The sequence below is a fragment of the Streptomyces sp. NPDC028298 genome, from assembly GCF_055565895.1.
Genome location: NZ_JBVHTL010000001.1, coordinates 727,190 through 749,509, shown reverse-complemented (window position 1 = coordinate 749,509; position 22,320 = coordinate 727,190). Strand labels below are relative to the sequence as shown.

Sequence of the window (22,320 nt, the reverse complement as noted above, 5' to 3'; positions counted from 1 at the left end):
AGCGAAACCGATGCATCACGACGTGATCGTTCTCGGTGCCGGGCTGGCCGGGCTTGCCGCCGCCCGGGACCTGGCCGCCGCCGGCACCGACGTACTCGTCCTGGAGGCCAGGGACCGGGTCGGCGGCCGGGTCGAACAGGCTCGCCTCCCCGACGGCCGTACCGTCCAGCTCGGCGGGGAGGTCGTCGGCCGCGCCCACACCGCCTACCTCGACCTCGCAGCGGAACTGGGACTGAAGCTGGTGCCCAGTTACGTGGCCGAGCCGGGACGGATGGTCCGCGCCACGCCGGAGGGCAGCTCCGCCGGTGAGCCGCCGCACTGGTTCGGCGACGGCGACGCGGCCCTCCACGCCCGGCTCGGCGCCGAGTTCGCCGCCCTGGCCGCCACCGTCGACCCCGGCGACCCCTGGTCCCACCCGGACGCGGCCGCCCTGGACCGGCTGTCCGTGGGCGCCTGGCTGCGCTCCCGGCACGCCACCCCCGCCGTCGTCCGCCTGTGGGAGATCGGCCAGCTGGCCCTCGCCGGAGGCTCCTACGAGCGGATCTCCCTGCTGGCCGCACTGCGCAAGAGCGCCGTCGTCCCCGCGTCCGGCCCGGGCGACTACGACTACGACGACTGGGAAGGGCTGCGGCTCGCCGAGGGCTCGGCGTCCCTGGCCGAGGTGATGGGCCGCGAACTCGGCCCGCGCGTTCGCCTCGGCTCACCCGTCGCCGCCCTCGACGTACACCCCGGGCGCTGCACCGTCCGCCTCGTCACCGGCGAGGTCCTCACCGCCGGGGCCGTGGTGAGCGCCCTGCCCGTGGGACCGCTGCGGTCCGTCGCCGTCAGCGGCGTGAGCGAGGCACGCCTCGCATCCCTGCACCGGCAACGGCAGGCGACGGCGGCCAAGTTCGCCGCCGTCTACGACCGTCCCTTCTGGCGCGCGGACGATCTGAACGGCCTCTCCGAGTCCGAGGGCGTCCTCGGCAGCACCTGGCCCCAGAACGAGGGCGTCCTGTCCGCACTGGTCCCGCCGGAGCGCTACGGCGTCCTGCTGGGCACCCCGCCCCACTTGCGCACCCCCGAACTGCTCGCCGAGATCGCCGGCCTGTACGGCGACGAGGCCTGCCGACCGCTCGCCTGCTACCTGCGGCTGTGGGGCAGCGACCCCTGGACACAGGGCTACGTCACCCAGTGGCCGCCGGGCGAGGTGATGGCCGTGGGGCCGTCGCACGGCACCCACGAACCCCCGTTCTACGTCTGCGGATCCGACCAGTGGGTCGCCGGATACATGGAAGGCGCCGTCCGCACCGGCCGCGCCGCAGCGAAGGAGGCACTGCTCCGTGGCTGACAACGCCCGCCCGGGAACCGTCCTCAACCACATCGGCGGCAAGGAGACACCCGCCGCGTCGGGCGCCACCCTGCGCCTGATCGACCCGGCCACCGGACGCCTCCACGGCACCGCTCCGCTCTCCGGCACCGACGACGTCGACGACGCCTGCCGCGCGGCCGAGAACGCCCAGCACGTGTGGTCGGCCACCACCCCGCAGCAGCGCCAGGGCGCGCTGCTGCGCATCGCCGACGCGCTGGAGCGGCACGCCGACGCCGTGGCGAGCGCCGAGGTCGCCGACACCGGCAAACCCCGTGCCCTCTTCCTCGCCGACGAACTGCCCGCGATCGCCGACGTGCTGCGCTACTTCGCCGGCGCCGCGCGCAACCTGCCCGGCGCCGCGGCCGCCGAGTACACCCCCGGCCGCACCTCCGTGCTGCGCCGGGAACCCATCGGCGTCTGCGCGCAGATCACCCCGTGGAACTACCCGCTGATGATGGCCGTGTGGAAGATCGCCCCAGCGCTCGCCGCCGGCAACACCGTCGTCCTCAAACCGTCCGACAGCACGCCCTCCTCCGCCACGCTCCTGGCCCGGCTGGCCGCCGAGCACCTGCCGCCCGGTGTACTCAACGTCGTCTGCGGCGACCGTGACACCGGGCGCCTGCTGGTCGCCCATCCCGCCGTGCGGCTCGTCGCCCTCACCGGGAGCGTCCGCGCCGGACAGCAGATCGCCGCGGCCGCGGCCGCCGACCTCAAACGGCTCCACCTGGAGCTCGGCGGCAACGCACCCGTGCTGATCCACGAGGACGCCGACCTGGACGACGCCGTAGGGCAGCTCTCGTCGCTGGCCTTCTACAACGCGGGCCAGGACTGCACCGCCGCCACCAGGGTCCTGGTCCACCACCGGATCCACGACGCCTTCCTCGACGCCTTCGCCGAACGGGCCGCCCAGCAGGTCCCCGGCGGCCCCGACGACCCGGACGCCGACTTCGGCCCGCTCAACAACGCGGCCCAGCTCGCCTCCGTACGCCGTCTGCTGGAGACCCTGCCCGACCATGCCGAGGTCGTCACGGGAGGCGTGCAGCTGGACCGGCCCGGGTACTTCCACCAGGCCACGGTGGTCGCGGGGGTGCGCCAGGACGACGAGATCGTGCAGAGCGAGGTGTTCGGTCCGGTCGTGACGGTCCAGCCGTTCACCGACGAGTCCGAGGCCTTCGAACTGGCCAACGCCGTACCGCAGGGACTCGCCGCCAGCGTCTGGACACGCGATCACGACCGGGTCATGCGCGCGAGCCGCGCCCTGCGCACCGGGATCGTCTGGGTCAACACCCACGGCACCACGGTGTCGGAGATGCCGCACGGAGGCGTACGGCACTCCGGTCACGGCAGCGATCTGTCGCTCACCGGGCTGCTCGACTACACGCAGGTCAAGCACGTCATGATGTGACGGGCCGCCTGGGTGCGCCAGGTGGTGGCCCCCGAGCTGACGGCCGCCCTGGACGAGATCGGCCGGGGTGCGAACACCCCGGCCGACAAGGATTCCCGGGACACGCCCTGGGGTTTCGTGCCCTCCGGGAGACTAGGCCGCCTTGCTGGCGCCCCCGCGGTGTCCCCGGACGATCTCCGCGTAGCGGTGACCGCTGCCCTTGATCGTGCGCACCTGCGTCTTGTAGTCGACGTGCACGAGCCCGAACCGCTTGTCGTAGCCGTACGCCCACTCGAAGTTGTCGAGCAGCGACCAGGCGAAGTAGCCGGCCAGCGGAGCACCCTTGCGGACCGCCGAGGCGCAGGCCGCCAGATGCTGTTCGAGGTAGGCGACGCGCTCCGGGTCGTCCACGGTGCCGTCGGGACGTACGACGTCCGGATAGGCGGAGCCGTTCTCCGTGACGTACAGCTTGCGGGCGCCGTACTCGTTCGTCAGGCGCAGCAGCAGACGTTCGATCCCCGCGGCCTCGACCTCCCAGTCCATGGCCGTGACGGGCACGCCGGGCCGGCTGATCTGCCGCGCGTACGGGGCCGGACCGGTCGGGTCGTCGACCACGTGGGACGGGAAGTAGTAGTTCAGCCCCAGCCAGTCCAGCGGCGCCGCCATCGTCTCCAGGTCCCCCGCGACCTCCGGGAGTTCGACCCCGTAGACCTCGACCATGTCGGCGGGGAAGCCGCGGCCGTGCACCGGGTCGAGCCACCAGCGGTTGGTGTGCCCGTCCTGCCGCTTCGCCGCCGCGACGTCCTCCGGACGGTCGGTGGCGGCCACGATGCTGCCCAGGTTGTTGACGATGCCGATCTGCGCTCCCGGCACGGCCGCGCGGATCGCCTGCGTGGCGAGACCGTGCCCGAGCAGGAGGTGGTACGAGGCGCGGACGGCGGCCGTGAGATCGGTCAGGCCGGGGGCCATCCGCCCCTCCAGGTGGCCGATCCAGGCCGAGCACAGCGGCTCGTTGAGGGTGGTCCAGTGCTGGACGCGGTCGCCGAGCCGCTCCGCCACCGCCGAGGCGTAGGCGGCGAGGTGGTGCGCGGTGTCACGGGCGGGCCAGCCGCCCCGGTCCTGGAGCACCTGCGGCAGGTCCCAGTGGTAGAGGGTGACCGAGGGCGTGATGCCCGCCTCCAGCAGACCGTCGATCAACGCGTCGTAGTAGTCGAGGCCCTTGGCGTTGACCGGGCCGTCGCCGCCCGGCATCACCCGGGGCCAGGCGACGGACAGCCGGTAGGCGTTGGTGCCGAGCCGGCGCATGAGATCGATGTCCTCGCGCCACCGGTGGTAGTGATCGCAGGCGACGTCCCCGTCGTCGCCGTTGTCGATCTTGCCGGGCGTGTGCGAGAACGTGTCCCAGATGGAGGCGGAGCGGCCGTCCTCGGCCACGGCACCCTCGATCTGATAGGCCGACGTGGCCGTGCCCCAAAGGAAGTCCTCCGGGAGGGCGGCAAGGTCGATGGTCACTGAAGTCCCTTCGTCGTCAATGGTGTCGATGTCCTCGGCGGGGCCGGTCACTTGACGGCTCCCGCCGTGAGCCCGGCGACGAGATAGCGCTGGAGCAGCAGGAAGCCGGCCACCACGGGGACGCTGACGACCAGCGAGGCGGCCATGATCTGGTTCCAGTACACGTCGTTGAGCGTGGAGTAGCCCTGGAGGCCGACGGCGAGGGTCCGCGTGGCGTCGTTGGTCATCACCGACGCGAACAGCACCTCGCCCCAGGCGGTCATGAAGGCGTAGACGGCGACCGCGACGATGCCGGGGATGGCCGCCGGGACGACGACACGGAAGAGCGCCCCGAGCGGCCCGCAGCCGTCCACCAGCGCCGCCTCGTCGAGATCGCGGGGCACCGAGTCGAAGTACCCGATCAGCATCCAGATCGAGAACGGCAGCGAGAAGGTCAGATACGTGAGGATCAGACCGCCGCGCGAGCCGAACAGGGCGATCCCGGTGGCGTTGCCGATGTTCACGTAGAGCAGGAACAGCGGGAGCAGGAACAGGATGCCGGGGAACATCTGGGTGGACAGCACGGTGACCGTGAACACGCGCTTGCCGCGGAAGCTGTAACGGCTCACGGCGTAGGCGGAGAACACGGCGATCACGACCGAGCAGCCCGTGGCCGCCCCCGCCACGATCAGCGAGTTCACGAAGTACTTCGCCAGCGGCACCGTCGACCAGATGTCGATGTACGGCCGGATCGTCAGTCCGCTCGGCAGCCAGCGGAACTTCCCCGAGACGTCCGCGAGCGGCTTGAGCGAGCTGGAGACCATGACGTACACGGGCACCAGGACGAAACCGCTGAGCAGGGTGAGGAAGATCCGCCGGGACCACAGGAAGGACCGCGGCGGGGCCATCGGGGAGCGGGGCGTGGTGGAGGTGCTAGACATCGGCCGTCTTCCTTCCCCGGGAGGTCAGCAGCAGGTAGGCGCCGGTCACCACGAGCAGGAAGAGCAGCAGCAGCACGGACATCGCCGAGCCGGTGCCGAAGTTCCAGGTGACGAAGGAGGCCTGGTAGATGTGGACCGAGATGAGGTCCGCCGCGTCCGGGGCGGTCTTGCCGAACAGGACGAACGGCGTGTTGAAGTCGTTGAACGTCCACAGGAACAGCACCAGCACCAGCACCTGGTTGACCGGACGCAGCGACGGCAGGGTGATGCGGCGCAGTTGCTGCCACAGACCGGCGCCGTCCAGGGCGGCGGCCTCGTACAGCTCGCCCGGGATGTTCTGCAGCCCCGCCATGACGATCAGGAAGGCGAACGGCCAGCCCTTCCAGACGGACACGGTGAGCAGCGCGTAGAAACTGTTGTCGCCGATCAGCCAGAAGGACGGCTTGTCGGTGAGGTGGAGCTGGTCGTGCAGGACGTGGTTCACCAGGCCGTTGTCGTGCTGGAACATGAACACCCAGGTGATCACGGCCGCGTAGACGGGCAGCGCGTACGGCACGAGGAACAGGGCCCGCAGCACACCCCGCCCCACGAAGTTGTCCTGCATGTAGATCGCGGCGGCCGTGCCGATGAGCCAGCACAGACCGACCGAGAGCAGCGTGAAGGCGATGGTGACGAAGAAGGAGTGCAGCAGCGCCTTGCCGACCGGCTCGTCGAAGTGCACCGACACCGAGTAGTTGTCGAAGCCGGCCCAGGGCGCCGTGCCCCAGTCGCGGATGTAGAACTGCGTGAGCTCCTTGAAGCTCATCACGATGCCGATCACCATCGGCACCAGGTGCACCAGGAGTTCGAGGACCAGCGCGGGCAGAAGCAGCAGGTAGGGGAGTCCGATGCGCTTGATCCGCCCGGTGCGGCGCGGGCCGCGCGCCGCACCGGGGGAGCTCTTGCGCACCGTCCGCTCGCCGGGTTCGGCGGAAGCGGCGGTCGTGGTGGTCATGACGGTGTCCGCACTCACTTCTTCGGCATCTGCTGCTGGGCCTTCTCGAGCGCCGCCTTCACCGACGCGGTGGTCACCGCGCGACCGGCGGCGGCGTCCGCGAACAGGCTCTTGACGGCGGTGCCGACCGCGGTCTCGAACTGGGACTCGTCGGCGACCTGCGGGAGGGCGGCGGCGCTCTTGGCCAGGGTGTCCTTCAGAACCGCGTTCGAGGGGGAGTTGAACGCGGTGTCCGTCTGGGCGGTCTTGACCGGCGGGATGGAGCTGTAGGCGCCGTTGAGGATCTTCTGCTCGGCGTCGCTGGTCAGGAACTTCACGAACTTCGTGGCGCCGTCGAGGTTCTTGGTGTTCTTGAACACGGCGAGGTTGATGCCCGCGACCATCGAGTTGACGTTGGTGCCCGTGCCCGGGGTGCCGGACTGCACGGGGACCGGGGCGATGCCGTACGAGTCCTCGGCCATGCCCTGCGACTTGAGGTTGGCGGCCGCGGACTGCCACAGCAGCATGGCGTTCTTGCCCTTGGCGAAGTCGCTCACCGACTGGTTCTGCGCGTACTCCGCGTTGCCCGGGGCGATGATCTTGTCCTTCGCCATCAGGTCCACGTACTGCTTGACCGCGGCGACGGCACCGTCGTTGGTGAAGTCCGCCTTGCCGTCGGCGGTGAAGAAGTCGGCGCCGTGCTGCTTGGCGAAGACGAAGGCGTGGTGGATGTTCTCCGAGGCGTTGGAGCCCTCGGCGCCGAGGCCCCACTTGCCGTTCTTCGAGAGCTTCTTGCCGTCCGCGACCAGCTCGTCCCAGGTGGCCGGCGGGTTGGCGATCCCGGCGTCGGCGAACATCTTCTTGTTGTAGTAGAGCGCGTACGCCATCGAGTACAGCGGCACCGCGGCGGGGTCCTTGCCCTCGGCGCCCGTCGAGCCGAGCGCGGAGTCGACGAAGCGGTCCTTGCCGCCGATCTTGTCGAAGTTCTTCGCGTCCCAGGGCAGCAGCGCGCCGGTGGCCTGGAGCGAGGCGCTCCAGGTGTTGCCTATGTTGAGCACGTCCGGGCCCTGGCCCGAGGTGGTGGCGGTGAGGATCCGGTTCAGCAGGTCGGACCAGGGCACGACCTCCAGCTTCACCTTGATGCCGGTCTGCTTCTCGAACTTCGCCAGCTCGGGGGCGAGCGTCTTCTTGTCGATCTCGATGCTGGCGCCCTGGTTGGACGCCCAGTACGTGAGTGTCTTCGGCGAGGCGTTGGACCCGCCGCTCGACGAGCCGCCGCCACAGGCGGTCGCGGCGGTCAGCAGAGAGATGGTGACCGCACCTGCGGCCGCGGCTCGGATTCTGCGCATGGCTGCTTATGTCCCTTTCCCGGAGGGAGTCATGACGGCGTCCGCGTTCACTTCCCGAACGACCCTCATGGCTTAATTTAGGACGTGAGTTAAGACCCGGAAGAAAGTCGCGTCAAGGGATCGCGCAGGGGTATCTTGCAGGTCGGGCATGCCGGAAGGGACTTCACATGGCGGGGCGGAACGGTCGGACAGTGCGTGACCTGCGGCGGGGCAACCGGACCGCCGTACTACAACGGTTGTATTTCGACGGCCCGATGAGCCGCTACGAACTCGGTCCCGCGACCGGGCTGAGTTCCGGATCCATCAGCAACGTGGTCGCCGAACTCGTCGCCGACGGCCTCGTCGAGGAGGCCGGAAGCGTCGACTCCGACGGCGGACGCCCCCGCACCCTGCTGCGTGTCGTGCCCGGCAGCGGCCACATGATCGGCGTCGACGTCGGCGAGACCCGGGTCCGGGTCGAGCTGTTCGATCTGACCCTCACCGAACTCGCCCGCACCGAGCGGCCGTTGGAACACCCGGGATACGAGACCGACCGGCCGCTGCGGCGTCAGGAGTACGACGTCGACGTCATCGTGGGCCACATCCGCGACGGCATCGCCGAGGTCCTCGCCGAGGCGGACATCGCCCCCGAACAGCTCCTGGGCGTCGGCATAGGAGTGCCCGGCATCGTCGCCCGCACGCCCGAGCAGGGCGCGGTCGTGCACGGCCAGACCATCGGCTGGGACGCCGTCCCGCTGGAGTCCCTGCTCCGCTCCGCCTGCGAACTCCCCGACACCGTCCCGTACTTCGCGGACAACGGCGCCCGCACCCTCGGCCAGGCCGAGATGTGGTTCGGCGCCGGCCGCGGCGCCCGCAACGCGGTGGTCGTGCTCTTCGGCTCCGGTGTCGGCGCCTGCCTCGTCACCGAGGACGTCGAGAACGGCCGGTCCGTCGAATGGGGGCACCTGACCGTCCGCGTCAGGGGCCGCCGCTGCCGCTGCGGCGCCCTCGGCTGCCTGGAGGCGTACGCGGGAGCCGAGGCGCTGCTCGACCGCTGGCGCGAGGAGGGCGGGCGGCCCCCGGAGGGCACGGACGAGGAGACCGCGCTCACCGCGATGCTCGCCGCCGCCTACCCGCCCGAGGGCGCCGAGCCCGACCGCGTCGCGCTCGCCGTCCTGGAGGAGACCGCGGAGTACCTGGGCGCGGGCCTCTCCGACCTGATCAACCTCTTCCAGCCCGAACGCATCCTCATCGGCGGCTGGGCCGGCCTCCAGCTCGGCTCCCGCTTCCTGCCCGCCGTCCGCCGGTACGCCTCCTCGTACGCCCTGCGCTACCCCGCCCAGCACGTCACCGTGGACCTCGGCCGGCTCGGCCCCGACGCCGTCACGGTCGGCGCCGCGATCCTCCCGCTGGCCGACTTCTTCGCCCGCGGCGGCCGGCGCGCGGAACCCGCGCCGACGGGGCCGTCACCCGCCTGGCGCACGGCCCTGGAGGAACGCGCGCCGCACTGAGCCCGGCACCCGGTACCCCGCGTCCGCATGACCCCCGGGGTAATCGACCCCTTGGCCGCCTCCCGGAACGATGAAGGGCACAGCGACCCGAACGCGCACCACCGGATCCCGGGAGGACCCATGCCGTACTTCGCGAGCCCCGTCGACGGCGCCCGGCTGCACTTCGTCGACTACGGCCCCGCCGACGGCCGGGTGGCCGTCTTCGTCAACAGCGCCTACTTCGGCACGGAGATGTGGGAGCACCAGATGCTGCCGCTCGCCGAAGCCGGTCACCGCTGTGTCGGGTTCGACCGGCGCGGGCACGGCCGGTCCGACGACGTCTGGGGAGGATTCGACCTCGACAGCCTCGCCGACGACGTTGACGGGCTGCTCCGGCACCTCGATCTGCGGGAGGTCACCCTGATCGGACACTCCGTGGGGACCGCCGAGGTGGTCCGCTGCCTGACCCGGCACGGGGCCGGGCGGGTGGCGAGGATCGCGCTCGTCGCCGGTCTGGCACCGGGCCCCGCGCGGACCGTGAACCATCCGGGCGGCGTCGACCCGGCGCTCGTCGAGGCGGGCAACCGGGAGTTCCGCCAGGACCGGGCCGCGTTCTTCGCGGACGGCGCCGACGCGTTCTTCGCCCGCGGCCTGCCCGGCAACGACCTCTCCGGGGCGTACGTACGCTCCATGGTCGACCGCTGCCACGGCGCGACCGCGCGGGCCGGAGCCGCCCTCGGCGACCTCGTCGTCACCCTGGACGTCGCCCCCGAACTGGCCGCGATCGACCTGCCCGCCCTGGTCGTCCACGGCACCCATGACGCCTCGGCGCCCCTGGACCTGACCGGCCGCCGGGCCGCGGACCTGCTGCCCGACGGCACGCTCAAGGTCTACGAGAACGCCGGCCACGGCCTGTTCGCCACCCACCGCGAACAACTCACCGCGGATCTGAGGGAGTTCATGGCGGACGACGGCCGCGTGTGACGCTCGGGCGCCGGCGCGGCTCAGCCGAAGGCGTTCACGCCGGTCAGCTCGGCCGACAACTCCCACAGCCGGGCGGCCGGTTCGGGATCGATGGCGTAGGCGCTCACGCCGGTCCGGGTGCCGTCCGCCGGAGCCGGTTCGGCGATGTCGCAGTCCTCGCAGTACACCCCGCCCATGCCGGCGAGCTGGGGCGAGGTCGCGGCCCACACCTGGGTGGCCGCACCCTGCTCGGGCGACTTGAAGCCCTCCGGGTTCAGCGGGGTGCCGTTCTCGTCGATCCAGCCGCGCTCGACCATCTCCGCCCTGGGCAGATGCCGCTGGAGCGGGGTGAGGATGCCGCCGGGGTGCAGCGAGAAGGCCCGTACACCGAAGTCCCGTCCGCGCCGGTCGAGTTCCACGGCGAAGAGCACGTTCGCCGTCTTCGCCTGCCCGTAGGCCTCCCACTTGTCGTAACCGGTCCGCCAGTGCACGTCGTCCCAGCGGATGCCGGAGTTGTGGTGGCCGGCGGAGGACACGGACACGACCCGGGCGCCGCCCGGGGCGATCGCCGGCCAGAGCCGGTTGACCAGCGCGAAGTGGCCGAGGTGGTTGGTCGCGAACTGCGCCTCCCAGCCCGGTCCGACCCGCGTCTCCGGACAGGCCATGACGCCGGCGCTGTCGATGACGATGTCGACGACACGGCCCGAGGCGAGGAACCGCTCGGCGAAGGCGCGCACGCTGTCCAGGTCGGCGAGATCGAGTTCGTCGGTCTCGGTGCCGTCGATGCCGGCCAGCGCCTCGCGCGCGGTCGCCGGGCGCCGCGCGGGGACCACGACCCGGGCGCCCGCCTTGGCCAGGGCCCGGGTCGTCTCCAGGCCGAGCCCCGAGTAGCCGCCCGTGACGATCGCGAGCTTCCCGGAGAGGTCGATGCCCTCCAGGACGTCGTCCGCGGTGCTTCGGGCGCCGAATCCCGAACCGATCTTGTGCTGTGCAGTGCTCATGCCCGCACGCTACGAATTGGAGCGGACTCGAAGTCAAGCGGACACGGCCGGGGTGGCGCACGGCCGGCCCCGGGACGAGAAAGACCCCGACCGGATGGGGGAATCACGGTCGGGGTCGTCTGTGTGGGCGCCGATGGCGGTCGCCTCGCGGCGAAACGCTCCACAGGGCTTCAGCCGGACGATCGTCCCTGCGGGCTTGGGTGAGGCCCGGGGACACTGTCCCATCCACACCCACGGTTTGTTCAACGGGTAACTACCTGTGGGTGTTCCCCGGATCGGCGCCCTCGACGGTGACGTGCGTCACGGGATCTGCCTGGTCCGGGCCCAGGTGAGCACGTCCTCCAGGGTCCATGTGGTGACCACACGCTCCGGCGGCACCCCGCACTCCTCGGCCCGTGCGCACCCGTAGATCTGCCAGTCCAGTTGTCCGGGGGCGTGCGCGTCGGTGTCCAGGGAGAACAGGACACCCGCGTCGACCGCCCGGCGCAGCAGCCGACGCGGCGGGTCGAGGCGCTCCGGGCGGCTGTTGATCTCGACGGCCGTGCCGGTCTCCGCGCAGGCCGCGAAGACCGCATCGGCGTCGAACGCGGACTCGGGGCGACCGCGGCCCGTGATCAGCCGGCCCGTGCAGTGGCCGAGGATGTCCGCGTGCGGATTGCGCACGGCGGCGACCATGCGGCGGGTCATCGGCCCCGCGTCCATCCGCAGCTTGGAGTGCACGGACACGACCACCACGTCCAGTTGCTCCAGCAGCTCCGGCTCCTGGTCGAGCGATCCGTCGTCCAGGATGTCGCACTCGATGCCGGTGAGCAGCCGGAACGGCGCCCAGCGCTCGTTGAGGGCGGCGACGAGCGCCAGTTGCTCGCGCAGCCGCTCCGGCGACAGGCCGTTCGCCACGGTCAGCCGGGGCGAGTGGTCGGTGAGGACCGCCCATGCGTGACCGAGCCGTGCCGCCGTGCGCCCCATCTCCTCGATCGGGCTGCCGCCGTCCGACCAGTCGGAGTGCAGATGGCAGTCGCCGCGCAGCAGCTCCCGCAGGCCCGCACCGCCCTCGACGAGGGGTCCCGAGGCCTCCCGTTCCACCTTCTCCAGGTAGCCGGGCACCTCGCCGGCCAGCGCCTCCCGCACCACCTGCGCGGTCTTCGGGCCGATGCCCTTGAGCGACTCCAGCGTCCCGTTCGCGGCGCGCTCGCGGACCTCGTCGGCGGGCAGCCCGGCGAGCAGGGTCTGCGCGGTGCGAAAGGCCCGTACGCGATACGTGGGTGCCAGGCTCCGCTCCAGCAGGAACGCGATCCGGTCCAGGGCCTCGACGGGGTCCATCGGCACTCCTCCCTGCGGTCGCGTCGGCCGCCGCACGCTTCCCCCAGCGTTGCCCAGCCGTCGCCGGACCGCACGGCGGACGCCCGGGAGCGGGGAGCGCCGGGCTCGCTGGCGCGGTCTCACCCGACCGGGTGAACGCCAGGACGCCCCCTGTTTCGCCGGTGCCCGGCCGCACGGGTGCCGGGCCCTCGGCGCTCCGCCGCTGACCAGCGGGAAGAGCCGAAATCCCCTTACGCTCTAGTCATGACCGAAAGCGCGAGCCCTCACATCTCCCACCCACGGATCATGGTGCTCGGGGTGCAGCCGGGCACGCCGCCGTTCCGGATCATGGAGATCGACGGCGAGATGGTGGGCGAGGCGAAGGCGATCACGGACGTCCTGGAGTACGCGGCCGCGTACGGCATCACGGTCGACGATCTGGACGACCCCGACGTGGTCCGCTGGGTGGGCGGCGACAAGCTCACCTGGCATCCACGCTGACGCGCGCGACGGGGCGAACGGCCCCGGGCGAAGGTGCTCGGGCGGCTCGGGCGGACGGGCCCGGCTCGGATGGCTTTCACCGGGCCCCGGCCGTGCGAGAGGACCGGCACGCGGTGCCCCGCCGGACCCCCGGCCAAGCGAAAGGGCCCGGCGGGAGTGCCCCGCCGGACCCTTGGCCGCTCGCCCGAGCCGCCCGTCAGCCCACCGTCCACTTCTGGTTGGCGCCACCGGTGCACGTCCAGATCTGCAGCCGGGTGCCGTTGGCCGAGTTGTTGCCCGTGACGTCCAGGCATTTGTTCGCCTGCGGATTCACGATGTCGTGAGCCGCGGTGACCGTCCATTTCTGGTTCGCGCCGCCGGTGCAGTCCCAGAGCTGGACCGTCGAGCCGTCCGCCGTGCCGTTGCCCGTGACATCCAGGCACTTGCCGAGCGCGCGGATCGTGCCGTCGGCGGACACCGTCCACTGCTGGGCGCCGGTTCCGTTGCAGTCGTAGAGCTGTACGGGTGTTCCGTTGGCGGAGTTGGCGGCGGCCACGTCCACGCACTTGCCCGCGAGGCCCTTGATCGCGCCGCCGGTGCCGCCCGAACCGTCGCTCGTGGTCACCTTCACCTCGTCGACGACGAGTTGCTGCGGGAAGGAGGTGGAACCGTCGGGGTCGCCCGGCCAGTATCCGCCGACCGCGAGGTTCAGGATCAGGAAGAACGGCTTGTTGAACACCCAGGTGTTGCCGCCCAGATCGGCGGGCGTGCGGCGCTGGTAGACCGTGCCGTCCACCGACCAGGTGATCGAGTTGGGCGCCCAGTCGACCGCGAAGGTGTGGAAGGCGTCCGCGAAGGCCTGGCCGTTCGGGAGGGTGTAGCCCGCGCCGATGCCGGCGGAGCCCGAGTAACCGGGACCGTGGATCGTGCCGTGCACGGTGGAGGGTTCGAAGCCGACGTTCTCCATGACGTCGATCTCGCCGGAGTTCGGCCAGCCGACCTGCCCGATGTCGCTGCCGAGCATCCAGAACGCCGGCCACATGCCCTGCCCGCGCGGGATCTTCATCCGGGCCTCGACATGACCGTACGTCGACGTGAACTTCCCCGAGGTGTTCATCCGGGCCGACGTGTACTGGCATGTGCCGTACCAGCACTGGTAGTTGGCGGGGTTCTCCTTGCGGGCCGTGATCACCAGATGGCCCTGGCCGTCGAGCGCGGCGTTCTTGTTGCCCGACGTGTAGTACTGCCGCTCATGGTTGTTGACGTTGTCGCCGGTCTCGAGCTGCCACTTGGAGGAGTCGACGGCCGAACCGGCGGGACCGTCGAAGGTGTCCTGGAACGTCACGGCCGCCGCGGCCGCCGCCGGAGCCGCGTGGGCCGGAGCGGCGGCCACGGAGGCGGAGGCGACGAGCGCGGCGGACAACGCGGCCAGGAGACATCGGCGGAGCAGGCGTGGGGAGTCCATGACTCTCATTTCCGTACGGCCGCCCATGACGGGAGCGCCGACTGAGGTGGGGGGTCGATGGTGGGGGGTCCATGCTTCGCCTCTTGATTTAAGGAGTGAGGAAACGACGTGTCAATACTCTGGTACGGACCAGCAGTTGAGGTCGGGGTCAGGCGCGCGAGCGCTTGCGGGGGTGGACGGCCCGGCCGAGACGGCGGCCCAGGAGGAGGTAACCCACCAGCGCGCCGGTCGTGTTGAGGATGACGTCGTCGATGTCGAAGGAACGGCCGGTGATGAGGGCTCCCTGGACGAGCTCGACCAGGAGCATGACCACCGCCGTGAGCACGACGACGCGCAGGAGGCCGCGGGTCTTCGGGAACACCACCGGCATCAGCACGCCGAACGGCACCCCGAGCAGGAGGTTCCCGCCGATCTGCTTGACGGCGTCGCGCAGTTCGGGCTGGTCGAGATAGGCCCGCAGCGAGGCCCCGGGGTGAAGGTTGTTGTGGATCAGTGCCGTGGACGCCGGTGAGGGCTCCAGGGTCAGCCGGGCCAGCGCGACGGCGAACGCCACCATGGCCGCGAACGCGATCAGCATGGCCAGCAGCCGGAAGGGCAGGGCCAGGGCGCCGGTCTCCCGCGCCGGCTCCGGAGGCGGGGTCCGCTCCGCCGACCGGCGGCCGAGGAGCGACCACCCCCGCTTCTCCGGCCCGCTCCGGTCCGCCTTCGAGGACCCCTTGCCCCGGTCGGTCTTCGGCGCCGACTTGCCTCGCCCGGCCTTCGGCGCGGGCTTCGCCCGGTCCGATCCCGATTTCGGTGCCGGCTTACGCCGGCCTGCCACGGCCTTGGCGGCACGAGCACGCAACGCGGTGCGGACCATGAGACCCTCCCCTTTTCAGCTGTCCTCTGGTGCAGCCCGCTTACCCCGGGCGGCGCCGAGAATGCCCGCCGTTCCGGACCGGTGCGGACTTTGCGACAAGGGGAGGTGTCTCGGGCTCTCAGGCGTCCTTCGCCTTCGCGTAGTCGGTGGCCATGCCCCCGGCGAAGTCGTACACGATGACCTGTTCGTCGCCCACGACCCAGGCGTCGTGTCCGGGCGGGCAGACGAAGACGTCTCCGGGACCCACCTCGCCCTCTCCGCCGTCGTCCATGACCAGGTGCATGCGTCCCTGGACCACATAACCGTTGTGGTGGATCTGGCACGTCTTCGTTCCGGCGATGGGGCCGACCGACTCGGACCAGCGCCAGCCCGGCTCGAAGGTTCCCACGGCGAAGTCGAGCCCGCTCATGTGCACCGCCTCGAGGTGACCCCGCGGGAAGTCGCGTCGCTCGTCGGGCTTGTCCACCGTCTTGATCTCCAGCATGACGGCTTCCTTCCGTTGCCTTCCTCCATCGTCCGCCCGCCGCGAGGGCACTGTCATCCGGAGGAACGCCGCCGTGACGCGCGTCGGCGCCGGGTGCGGTGGTGTGCCCGCCTCCGGCGCCGACGGCTCCGCCCGCTTCCGGGCCCCTCCTGGACTCAGGTCCCGTAGACGACCGTCACGTCCGTGAAGCCCAGCGAGCGCAGCAGGCCCTCGAGCATGCTGGTCGTGTTCTCCTCGGCCCGTGCGGTGAGGCGGCTGTCCTTCGCCGCCTTGCCGATGTGCTGGGCGGCGAGGCGCTGGACGGCCCGCTCGTCGTTCGGGTTGTCCGAGAAGACGTCGCCGAGCCGGTCGAGCAGACCGCGCTGTTTCGAGACGGCGTAGGAGTGGTCGGGGTCGAGGGCGGGTTTCCCCAGTGCCGCGTGCGGCAGCCGGAGCGTGGCCGACGTACGGTCGCCGTTGACCGTCACGTCCTTCTGGCCGATGCGTCCGAGATCGACATAGGCGTCGACGGTGCCGGCTCCCACGTACAGCGTGCGGGTGCCGCGGATCGCGTCGGGCAGGTACTTCGCGTCCTTCTCCAGGTCCACGACCACCTGGAAGTTGCCCGACGCGGCGTCGTAACGGCTCATGTCCTGGATGGACTTGAGCAGCGCCGGGCCCGAGTTGTCGTGGGTCTCCGTGCCGAACACATCGCGCAGCCCCGGCAGAACGGCCAGCCGCAGCCCGGCGAACAGCACCACGAGCACCAGCACGAAGGCGGAGACCACCTTCGCCCAGCCGGGCATGCGTTTGATGGACGTCGTCATGTCGACGGTCCTCCTTTCGCCTGTCCGTGTACCCCCCAAGCCCCCTGACAGGCCGCCGGGTTGGCCCCCGGATCGCGTGACGGACGCGCGCGGCGCGGTCGCCCCCGGGGGCGAACGGGCGGATCGTGCGCCAGGTGCCCGGGGGCGAAGGAGTGGACCGTGCGCCAGGCGTCCGGGGCCGGGTGAGTGGATCGTGGGCCAGGCGTCCGGGGCCCGGGGAGCGGACCGTGCGTCGGGTGCCCGGGGCGGCGTGGCCCGTGCCCCGCGCACGGGGTGCCCCGGGGTGCCGTCGCCGCCGGGCGGGGTCGTTGCCGGTACGGCATCCCGCGAGCCGATCCGCAACCGGAAAACCCCCGGTCGAAGGCCCGAAAGCGGCCCAGTAGCATGAGGTGCGAGCTCCGGGCCGATCTTGTGCCCGGCGACGCGATCCGGTTCGACCATTGCGAGGAGCGGACGTGCGTGACATCGCCGTGTTCAGCGGTAGTGCCCATCCAGAGCTCGCGGCCGAGCTCTGCGCCCACCTCGGTGTGCCCCTCAGCCCGACCCGCGTCAGCCGGTTCGCCAACGACTGCCTCGAGGTGCAGCTCCAGGCGAACTGCCGGGAACGTGACGTCTTCCTGGTGCAGCCCCTCGTCACTCCGGTGCAGGAGCACCTGGTCGAACTGCTGATGATGTGCGACGCGGCGCGCGGTGCCTCCGCCGGGCGGATCACCGTGGTCATGCCGCATTATTCGTACGCGCGTTCGGACAAGAAGGACATGCCGCGGATCTCCCTCGGGGGCCGGCTCGTGGCGGACCTGCTGGTGGCGGCCGGAGCGAGCCGGGTCCTCGCGATGACACTGCACTCCCCGCAGGTGCACGGCTTCTTCTCGGTGCCCGTCGACCATCTGCACGCCCTGCGGGAGCTCGCCGCGCACTTCCGTGCCAACGACCTGTCGCGCACGACGGTGGTCTCGCCCGATCTCGGCAACGCCAAGGAGGCCGCGGCGTTCGCGCGGCTGATCGGCGCCCAGGTGGCGGCCGGCGCCAAGCAGCGGTTCGCCGACGACCGGGTGAGCATCTCCTCGGTCATCGGCGAGATCGCCGGGCGCGATGTCATCGTGCTGGACGACGAGATAGCCAAGGGCAGCACTGTTCTCGAACTCCTGGACCGGCTCCGCGAGTTGGGGCCGAACTCGATCCGGGTCGCCTGCACCCACGGACTGTTCGCGGCGGGAGCGCTCAAGCGGCTCAGCGAACAGCCCGACGTCCTGGAGATCGTCTGCACGAACACCGTGCCGGTCCCGGACGAGGAGTACACGGAAAAGCTGAGCGTCCTGTCCATCGCCCCGGCCCTCGCCGAGGCGGTCCGGCGCATCCACAACGGCGAGTCCGTCAGCGCCCTGTTCGACGCGCCCCGGAACCAGTAGACCGGCTTCACGCCGAGTGGGGCCGCCCGGAGCCCTTCACCCGCGGCGGTCCGTGGGTCACGTCCGCTCTTCGTCGCCGCGGCGGGGCACGTTGAAGGCGAGGACGGCGGTGTCGTCGTCCACGCCGGTGCCGAGGGTGTCGAGGAGATCCCGGATCGCGGCCACGGCGTCACGGGCGGTGGTGGGCGCGAGCTCCCGGGCGAACTCCAGCAGGGCCTCGTCGCCGTAGCGGCCGTCGACGGCACCGCGGTGGCGGGCCTCGGTGAGACCGTCGGTGTGCAGGAACAGCGTGTCGCCGGGGTCGAGGCGGACCGACGTGGTGGCGATGTAGGCGTCCGGCAGGACGCCGATGAGCTGCCCGCCGGGGGTCGGCAGCCAGTCGGCACGGCCGTCGGACCGCATCAGCAGGGCCGGCGGGTGGCCGCCGCTGGCCAGGACGACCTGGAAGCCGCCCTCGTCGCCGTCCGGGGTGAGCACGCCGAAGACGACGGTGCAAAAACGCGGGTCGTCGCCGTTGTACTCGTGATTCAGCACCGTGTTGAGATTGGCCAGCACCGCCGCGGGGGCGGGGTCGTACACGGCGGCCGCCCGCAGGGTGTAGCGCGCCAGAGAGGTGACGGCCGCGGCGGCCGCGCCCTTGCCGCAGACGTCGCCCAGGAAGAACCCCCAGGTGCCGGAGGCGAGGGGGAACAGGTCGTAGAAGTCGCCGCCCACCTCGTCGACGGAGGCGACGTGGTAGTACGCGGCGACGTCCAGTCCGGGCACGTCCACCAGGACGGGAGGCAGCAGCGTCTTCTGCAGGGTGGCGTTCAGCCGCTTCAGGCGTTCGCGTTCCCGGTCCGATTCCTGACGGGCCCGCAGCAGTTCGGTCTCGTACGTGCGGCGGTCCCGGGCGTCGAAGACGGTCGTACGGATCAGCAGCGGCTGTCCGTCACTGCCTCGGCGCATGACGGAGGTCACCAGAACCGGGAGCCGGTCGCCCCCGGCGGTCTTCAGCTCCAAGGCGATGCCGCTCACCTCCCCCTGCATGCGCAGCAGCGGGCCGAAGTGCGTCTCGTGGTAGAGCCGGCTTCCGACCGCGAGCAGATCGGCGAAGTCCTTCCGGCCCACGAGGTCGCCGTTCTCGTATCCGAGCCAGTCCAGGAGCGTCCGGTTGATCTTCGCGATACGGCCGTCGAGGGTCGTGGACAGGTACCCGCACGGCGCGTGCTCGTACAGATCCTCCACGCTGTCCTCCAGCAGGGCGGAGAACATGGCCTGGTCGTCACCGGGACGGGCGTTCGGGGGAGACCCCTCACTCCTCCCGCCGTGGCCGGTCGCGCTCATCATCGGCTCGCTCCTGCGAAGGCCGCGACCGAGGCGGCCCCCTCCTCGGAGGCGGCGAGCCGCGCACCGGACCCGATGGCGTTCAGCGTGATCAGCCCGCTGCCAGGAATCCGCGCCCGCACGAACGCTCCCCCCTCCGGCGGGGGGATCGCGTCCGTGGAGCACCGTGGTTCCCGCTCGACACGTCCATGAAGTCCATCCTCGCAGACCGACCCCGTGCGCTCCGGCCGAACGCCCTGGTCGGCCCGTGGTTCCCGCGCGATGTCTCCACGACGTGTGGATCACCCCCTGGAGGGCACTCAGCGCGAAGAGGGCCACGGAACACGGGCCAGCCGTCCATCGGAGGCACACAGTGACGACCCAGACGCTCACCCACTTGGTGTCACCGTTCCTGCTGGCGCCTCCCGGGGTGTACCGCCCCCAGGACGACACACGCCTGCTGGCGCGGGCGCTGAGCCGTGAGTCCATGGGCTCCCGGACCCGGGTGCTGGAGCTGGGGACGGGCAGTGGCGCCCTCGCGCTGGAGGCCGCGAGACGGGGAGCGCGGGTGACGGCGGTCGACATCTCCAGACGGGCCGTACTGACCGCGCGCTTCAACGCGATGATCGCCCGGAGGCGCGTCACCGTGCGCCACGGCGACCTCACGGGCGCGGTACGGGGACAGTCGTACGACCTCGTGATCAGCAATCCGCCCTACGTGCCCTCGCCCGATGCCCGCCTCCCGCGCAGGGGCGCGGCTCGGGCCTGGGACGCGGGACACGACGGCCGGGTCCTGGTCGACCGCATCTGTGATGCCGCGCCCACGGTGCTGCGGCCGGCCGGCGCCCTGCTCGTGGTCCACTCGGGACTCTGCGGTGTCGACGCCACCCTGGACCGGCTGGCCCGCGCCGGCATGAGCGCGGTGGTCACGGACCGGGCCAGGGTTCCGTTCGGGCCGGTACTGCGCTCCCGTCTGCCGTGGCTGCGCCGGCGGGGCCTGCTCGGTGACGAGGCCGAGGACGAGAAGGAAGAGCTGGTGGTCATCCGTGCCGAACACGCCTGAAAGGCCGCGCCGGGTCCGGGTCGACCCCGACGGGCCGCTGCTCGTGGAGGGGCCCGTCGAGGTGATCGGCGAGGACGGCAGCGTCACCGTCTCCCACCGTTTCACCGTCGCCGTCTGCACCTGCCGGCGCAGCCGCACCTATCCGTGGTGCGACACGAGCCACCGTCGCCGTGCGAGGCCGGACGGCGGGACGACCGGGCCCGCCGGGCCGTCCGGGGACGATCGCCCGGAGCCCGCCGACCCGTCCGGCCCGGCGACCGGGGCGGAGGGAGCCGCGTGATGTCCGACCGACCGGAGGCCCGGCTGGGCAGCCCGCCCCTGCCCACCCCGCGCGGAACCCTGTCCGCCGGCGTCGTCTCCGCTCTCGCCCACGGACGTCCGGTACCCGGACCGGAGCAGGCGGCCGACGCCGATCCCTACGGTGACGATCTGCACCTCGCTCTGTACGTGCTGTACGAACTGCACTACCAGGGATTCGACGGCGTGGACGACGACCGTGAATGGGACCCGGGACTCCTTGCCCTGCGCCGCGCCCTCGAACACTGCTTCCTCACCGCTCTGCGCGTCGACGTCCCCCCTCCGGTATCCGCGAAGGAGGCTCTCGACGAGCTGCAGATCGAGCCGGTCGGCCACGACGGAGCGAGCGTCTCGCACTATCTCCAACGCGACGGGGAACCGGGCCAGTTGGCGGAATACATGGCGCTGCGCTCGCTCTACCACCTCAAGGAGGCGGATCCGCACGCCTGGGTCATTCCACGGCTGCACGGCCGCGCCAAGGCGGCGATGGTGGCGGTCGAGTACGACGAGTTCGGCGCCGGGCGCCCGGAGGAGATCCACGCCGGGCTGTTCGCCGACCTCATGGAGGACCTCGGTCTGGAGACGGCGTACGGCCACTACCTCGACGCCACCCCGGCCGAGGCGCTCGCCACGGTGAACCTGATGTCCCTGTTCGGGCTGCACCGGGCGTTGCGGGGCGCGCTCGTCGGACACTTCGCCGCGGTCGAGGTGACGTCCTCCCCGGGCTCGCGCAGACTGGCGAAGGCGCTGCGGCGCACCGGGGCAGGACCCGCCGCCGTCCGTTTCTACGACGAGCACGTCGAGGCGGACGCCGTCCACGAACAGGTCGTACGACACGACGTGGTGGGCGGACTGCTGGAGAGCGAGCCCGCCCTGGAACCGGACGTCGTCTTCGGCGTCCAGGCCACCACGCTGCTGGAGGACCGGCTCGCCGCCACGCTCCTCACCGCCTGGCACGACGGACGCAGCGCCCTGCGTGCCCCCGCGTAGGACGGCGGACAGGTCCGGAACCTCGGGCCCCGCGACCCCGCCACCGCCCGGCCGGCGGTGACGAAGGGCGGTCAGGCGCGCCGAAGGGCGGTCAGGTGCGCGGCGGGCGGGTGGCGGTGTCGAGGTAGAAGGCGTCGATGCTCTGGACCGCCTGCTCAAACTCCTCCAGGTTGACCGGCTTCGTCACGTAGGCGTTCGCATGGCTGCTGTACGCGTCGGCGACGTCGTCGGGCGCGGTGGACGTGGTGAGCACGACGACCGGGATGGTCTGGAGGTTCTCGTCCTGCTTGAGGATGCGCAGCAGGTCGCGTCCGTTCATCCGGGGCATGTTCAGGTCCAGGACGATCAGGTCGGGGCGCACCGCGGCGGGCGCGCGCAGGTGCTCGAGCGCGGCGACCCCGTCGGTGACCTGGACCAGGTTGCGGGCCCCACGCTCGGAGAGGGCTTCCTCGATGAGCAGGGCGTCGGCCATGTCGTCCTCGACGAGCAGGACGTCGAAGGGCCGAGCGGGGGTGGTCATCATCGGATGCTCCATGGGTGCTTCGTGGGTGTGGTTGAAGAGCCCGGGCCAGCGGCGCCGGGCACCTTGGCGGCTCATGCCGCAGGCAGCACCGATCTGCGGGTACCCGGCACCCGTGCGGGCGGCGGCCTCGGCCGCGTCCCGCTGGAGGCGCTCGGCCGCCTGCTGGAGCTGGTCCAGTATGTGGAGCAGGGCGAGGGGCCGTGCCGAATCCCCCTCCGCCCGGACCGGGGTTTCTTCCAGCAGTTGCAGGGCGAGGTGCCTGGCGAGCCGGCCGACCGCCGCGTCCGCGACACCTGCCGTCTCCTCGGGAGTGGTTCGCAGAACGAAATTCTTGCCAGGCATGTGCTGCACCTTAGGTCTCGAACCGACCCCACGACAACCGTTGTTGTCGAACACCCTCTACAGTGGCCGCTGCCCC

Annotated in this window: 21 protein-coding genes; 9 read left to right on the top strand and 12 right to left on the bottom strand. The window is 71.4% G+C overall.

The genetic code is table 11. From position 1 onward, the window contains the following. The first annotated feature begins 10 nt into the window (after positions 1 to 10). Complete coding sequence (locus tag ACZ4TO_RS03415) at positions 11 to 1,330, top strand: flavin monoamine oxidase family protein (protein WP_468023278.1); 1,320 nt, start codon at positions 11 to 13, stop codon at positions 1,328 to 1,330. Beyond that, complete coding sequence (locus tag ACZ4TO_RS03410) at positions 1,323 to 2,756, top strand: aminobutyraldehyde dehydrogenase (protein WP_468023277.1); 1,434 nt, start codon at positions 1,323 to 1,325, stop codon at positions 2,754 to 2,756. Before ACZ4TO_RS03415 ends, ACZ4TO_RS03410 begins: the two co-directional genes overlap by 8 nt. A 132-nt stretch (positions 2,757 to 2,888) precedes the next feature. Here the strand turns inward: ACZ4TO_RS03410 and ACZ4TO_RS03405 are convergent, their stop codons facing one another. The 4 genes from ACZ4TO_RS03405 to ACZ4TO_RS03390 are packed head-to-tail and all read right to left on the bottom strand — an operon-like array spanning position 2,889 to position 7,489. Further along, the gene (locus tag ACZ4TO_RS03405) at positions 2,889 to 4,247 is read right to left on the bottom strand and encodes a GH1 family beta-glucosidase (protein WP_385038636.1); all 1,359 of its coding nucleotides are present in this window, start codon (positions 4,245 to 4,247) and stop codon (positions 2,889 to 2,891) included. Between the two features lie 47 nt (positions 4,248 to 4,294). Further along, positions 4,295 to 5,167, bottom strand: a complete 873-nt coding sequence (locus tag ACZ4TO_RS03400; RefSeq protein ID WP_382779552.1) for a carbohydrate ABC transporter permease — start codon at positions 5,165 to 5,167, stop codon at positions 4,295 to 4,297. Next, complete coding sequence (locus ACZ4TO_RS03395; protein ID WP_382779555.1) at positions 5,160 to 6,161, bottom strand: carbohydrate ABC transporter permease; 1,002 nt, start codon at positions 6,159 to 6,161, stop codon at positions 5,160 to 5,162. Before ACZ4TO_RS03395 ends, ACZ4TO_RS03400 begins: the two co-directional genes overlap by 8 nt. A 14-nt stretch (positions 6,162 to 6,175) precedes the next feature. Continuing rightward, the gene (locus tag ACZ4TO_RS03390) at positions 6,176 to 7,489 is read right to left on the bottom strand and encodes an ABC transporter substrate-binding protein (protein ID WP_382779558.1); all 1,314 of its coding nucleotides are present in this window, start codon (positions 7,487 to 7,489) and stop codon (positions 6,176 to 6,178) included. A 167-nt stretch (positions 7,490 to 7,656) separates the two neighbouring features. Here ACZ4TO_RS03390 and ACZ4TO_RS03385 point away from each other — a divergent pair, with 167 nt between their 5' ends. Then, on the top strand, positions 7,657 to 8,979 hold the full coding sequence (locus ACZ4TO_RS03385; RefSeq protein WP_382779561.1) for an ROK family transcriptional regulator: 1,323 nt from the start codon (positions 7,657 to 7,659) through the stop codon (positions 8,977 to 8,979). 120 nt (positions 8,980 to 9,099) lie between these two features. Continuing rightward, entirely contained in the window at positions 9,100 to 9,942 is an 843-nt protein-coding gene (locus ACZ4TO_RS03380; protein ID WP_468023276.1) for an alpha/beta fold hydrolase, read from the top strand. Between the two features lie 20 nt (positions 9,943 to 9,962). Here the strand turns inward: ACZ4TO_RS03380 and ACZ4TO_RS03375 are convergent, their stop codons facing one another. Together ACZ4TO_RS03375 and ACZ4TO_RS03370 are read right to left on the bottom strand one after the other, a co-directional pair. Continuing rightward, complete coding sequence (locus ACZ4TO_RS03375; protein ID WP_468023275.1) at positions 9,963 to 10,922, bottom strand: SDR family NAD(P)-dependent oxidoreductase; 960 nt, start codon at positions 10,920 to 10,922, stop codon at positions 9,963 to 9,965. 300 nt (positions 10,923 to 11,222) lie between these two features. After that, positions 11,223 to 12,242, bottom strand: a complete 1,020-nt coding sequence (locus ACZ4TO_RS03370; protein WP_385038628.1) for a PHP domain-containing protein — start codon at positions 12,240 to 12,242, stop codon at positions 11,223 to 11,225. A gap of 243 nt (positions 12,243 to 12,485) precedes the next feature. Here ACZ4TO_RS03370 and ACZ4TO_RS03365 point away from each other — a divergent pair, with 243 nt between their 5' ends. Then, complete coding sequence (locus tag ACZ4TO_RS03365) at positions 12,486 to 12,722, top strand: hypothetical protein (protein ID WP_361675434.1); 237 nt, start codon at positions 12,486 to 12,488, stop codon at positions 12,720 to 12,722. A gap of 196 nt (positions 12,723 to 12,918) precedes the next feature. Here ACZ4TO_RS03365 and ACZ4TO_RS03360 read toward each other — a convergent pair whose 3' ends face one another. The 4 genes from ACZ4TO_RS03360 to ACZ4TO_RS03345 all read right to left on the bottom strand — a co-directional run bounded on the left by ACZ4TO_RS03360 (position 12,919) and on the right by ACZ4TO_RS03345 (position 16,315). Beyond that, positions 12,919 to 14,166, bottom strand: coding sequence for a ricin-type beta-trefoil lectin domain protein (locus ACZ4TO_RS03360; protein ID WP_382779573.1), 1,248 nt, complete (start codon positions 14,164 to 14,166; stop codon positions 12,919 to 12,921). Between the two features lie 148 nt (positions 14,167 to 14,314). Continuing rightward, positions 14,315 to 14,770: a VanZ family protein gene (locus tag ACZ4TO_RS03355; RefSeq protein ID WP_468023778.1), complete on the bottom strand. Its 456-nt coding sequence runs from the start codon at positions 14,768 to 14,770 to the stop codon at positions 14,315 to 14,317. Between the two features lie 373 nt (positions 14,771 to 15,143). Then, entirely contained in the window at positions 15,144 to 15,509 is a 366-nt protein-coding gene (locus ACZ4TO_RS03350; protein WP_382779579.1) for a cupin domain-containing protein, read from the bottom strand. Positions 15,510 to 15,664: 155 nt separating this feature from the next. Next, the gene (locus ACZ4TO_RS03345; RefSeq protein ID WP_382779582.1) at positions 15,665 to 16,315 is read right to left on the bottom strand and encodes a DUF4230 domain-containing protein; all 651 of its coding nucleotides are present in this window, start codon (positions 16,313 to 16,315) and stop codon (positions 15,665 to 15,667) included. Positions 16,316 to 16,770: 455 nt separating this feature from the next. Between ACZ4TO_RS03345 and ACZ4TO_RS03340 the strand changes: the two genes are divergently transcribed. Next, positions 16,771 to 17,724 (top strand): ribose-phosphate diphosphokinase, encoded by a 954-nt coding sequence (locus ACZ4TO_RS03340; protein ID WP_468023274.1) that lies wholly within the window; start codon positions 16,771 to 16,773, stop codon positions 17,722 to 17,724. 57 nt (positions 17,725 to 17,781) lie between these two features. Here ACZ4TO_RS03340 and ACZ4TO_RS03335 read toward each other — a convergent pair whose 3' ends face one another. Next, a complete protein-coding gene (locus ACZ4TO_RS03335) occupies positions 17,782 to 19,050 on the bottom strand; it encodes a PP2C family protein-serine/threonine phosphatase (protein ID WP_468023777.1) in 1,269 nt (422 codons plus the stop codon). 352 nt (positions 19,051 to 19,402) lie between these two features. On the opposite strand from ACZ4TO_RS03335, the gene ACZ4TO_RS03330 reads away from it, so the two are divergent. Genes ACZ4TO_RS03330 through ACZ4TO_RS03320 form a run of 3 tightly spaced genes read left to right on the top strand, consistent with a single transcriptional unit; the run spans position 19,403 to position 21,379 of the window. Continuing rightward, complete coding sequence (locus tag ACZ4TO_RS03330; protein ID WP_468023273.1) at positions 19,403 to 20,092, top strand: HemK2/MTQ2 family protein methyltransferase; 690 nt, start codon at positions 19,403 to 19,405, stop codon at positions 20,090 to 20,092. Continuing rightward, on the top strand, positions 20,076 to 20,372 hold the full coding sequence (locus ACZ4TO_RS03325) for a CDGSH iron-sulfur domain-containing protein (protein WP_382779591.1): 297 nt from the start codon (positions 20,076 to 20,078) through the stop codon (positions 20,370 to 20,372). Before ACZ4TO_RS03330 ends, ACZ4TO_RS03325 begins: the two co-directional genes overlap by 17 nt. Further along, positions 20,372 to 21,379 carry an iron-containing redox enzyme family protein gene (locus tag ACZ4TO_RS03320; RefSeq protein WP_385038616.1) on the top strand — a complete coding sequence of 336 codons (1,008 nt, stop codon included), beginning with the start codon at positions 20,372 to 20,374 and terminating at the stop codon, positions 21,377 to 21,379. Before ACZ4TO_RS03325 ends, ACZ4TO_RS03320 begins: the two co-directional genes overlap by 1 nt. A gap of 91 nt (positions 21,380 to 21,470) precedes the next feature. Here ACZ4TO_RS03320 and ACZ4TO_RS03315 read toward each other — a convergent pair whose 3' ends face one another. Next, complete coding sequence (locus ACZ4TO_RS03315) at positions 21,471 to 22,244, bottom strand: response regulator (protein WP_468023272.1); 774 nt, start codon at positions 22,242 to 22,244, stop codon at positions 21,471 to 21,473. Between the last annotated feature and the right edge of the window lie 76 nt (positions 22,245 to 22,320).

Excerpts from the sequence above, each read along its gene's own strand:
- ACZ4TO_RS03415 (WP_468023278.1), top strand. The coding sequence starts at position 11 with ATGCATCACGACGTGATCGTTCTCGGTGCCGGGCTGGCCGGGCTTGCC.
- ACZ4TO_RS03400 (WP_382779552.1), bottom strand. The coding sequence starts at position 5,167 with ATGTCTAGCACCTCCACCACGCCCCGCTCCCCGATGGCCCCGCCGCGG.
- ACZ4TO_RS03395 (WP_382779555.1), bottom strand. The coding sequence starts at position 6,161 with ATGACCACCACGACCGCCGCTTCCGCCGAACCCGGCGAGCGGACGGTG.
- ACZ4TO_RS03390 (WP_382779558.1), bottom strand. The coding sequence starts at position 7,489 with ATGCGCAGAATCCGAGCCGCGGCCGCAGGTGCGGTCACCATCTCTCTG.
- ACZ4TO_RS03385 (WP_382779561.1), top strand. The coding sequence starts at position 7,657 with ATGGCGGGGCGGAACGGTCGGACAGTGCGTGACCTGCGGCGGGGCAAC.
- ACZ4TO_RS03380 (WP_468023276.1), top strand. The coding sequence starts at position 9,100 with ATGCCGTACTTCGCGAGCCCCGTCGACGGCGCCCGGCTGCACTTCGTC.
- ACZ4TO_RS03375 (WP_468023275.1), bottom strand. The coding sequence starts at position 10,922 with ATGAGCACTGCACAGCACAAGATCGGTTCGGGATTCGGCGCCCGAAGC.
- ACZ4TO_RS03370 (WP_385038628.1), bottom strand. The coding sequence starts at position 12,242 with ATGGACCCCGTCGAGGCCCTGGACCGGATCGCGTTCCTGCTGGAGCGG.
- ACZ4TO_RS03365 (WP_361675434.1), top strand. The coding sequence starts at position 12,486 with ATGACCGAAAGCGCGAGCCCTCACATCTCCCACCCACGGATCATGGTG.
- ACZ4TO_RS03360 (WP_382779573.1), bottom strand. The coding sequence starts at position 14,166 with ATGGACTCCCCACGCCTGCTCCGCCGATGTCTCCTGGCCGCGTTGTCC.
- ACZ4TO_RS03350 (WP_382779579.1), bottom strand. The coding sequence starts at position 15,509 with ATGCTGGAGATCAAGACGGTGGACAAGCCCGACGAGCGACGCGACTTC.
- ACZ4TO_RS03345 (WP_382779582.1), bottom strand. The coding sequence starts at position 16,315 with ATGACGACGTCCATCAAACGCATGCCCGGCTGGGCGAAGGTGGTCTCC.
- ACZ4TO_RS03335 (WP_468023777.1), bottom strand. The coding sequence starts at position 19,050 with ATGAGCGCGACCGGCCACGGCGGGAGGAGTGAGGGGTCTCCCCCGAAC.
- ACZ4TO_RS03320 (WP_385038616.1), top strand. The coding sequence starts at position 20,372 with ATGTCCGACCGACCGGAGGCCCGGCTGGGCAGCCCGCCCCTGCCCACC.
- ACZ4TO_RS03315 (WP_468023272.1), bottom strand. The coding sequence starts at position 22,244 with ATGCCTGGCAAGAATTTCGTTCTGCGAACCACTCCCGAGGAGACGGCA.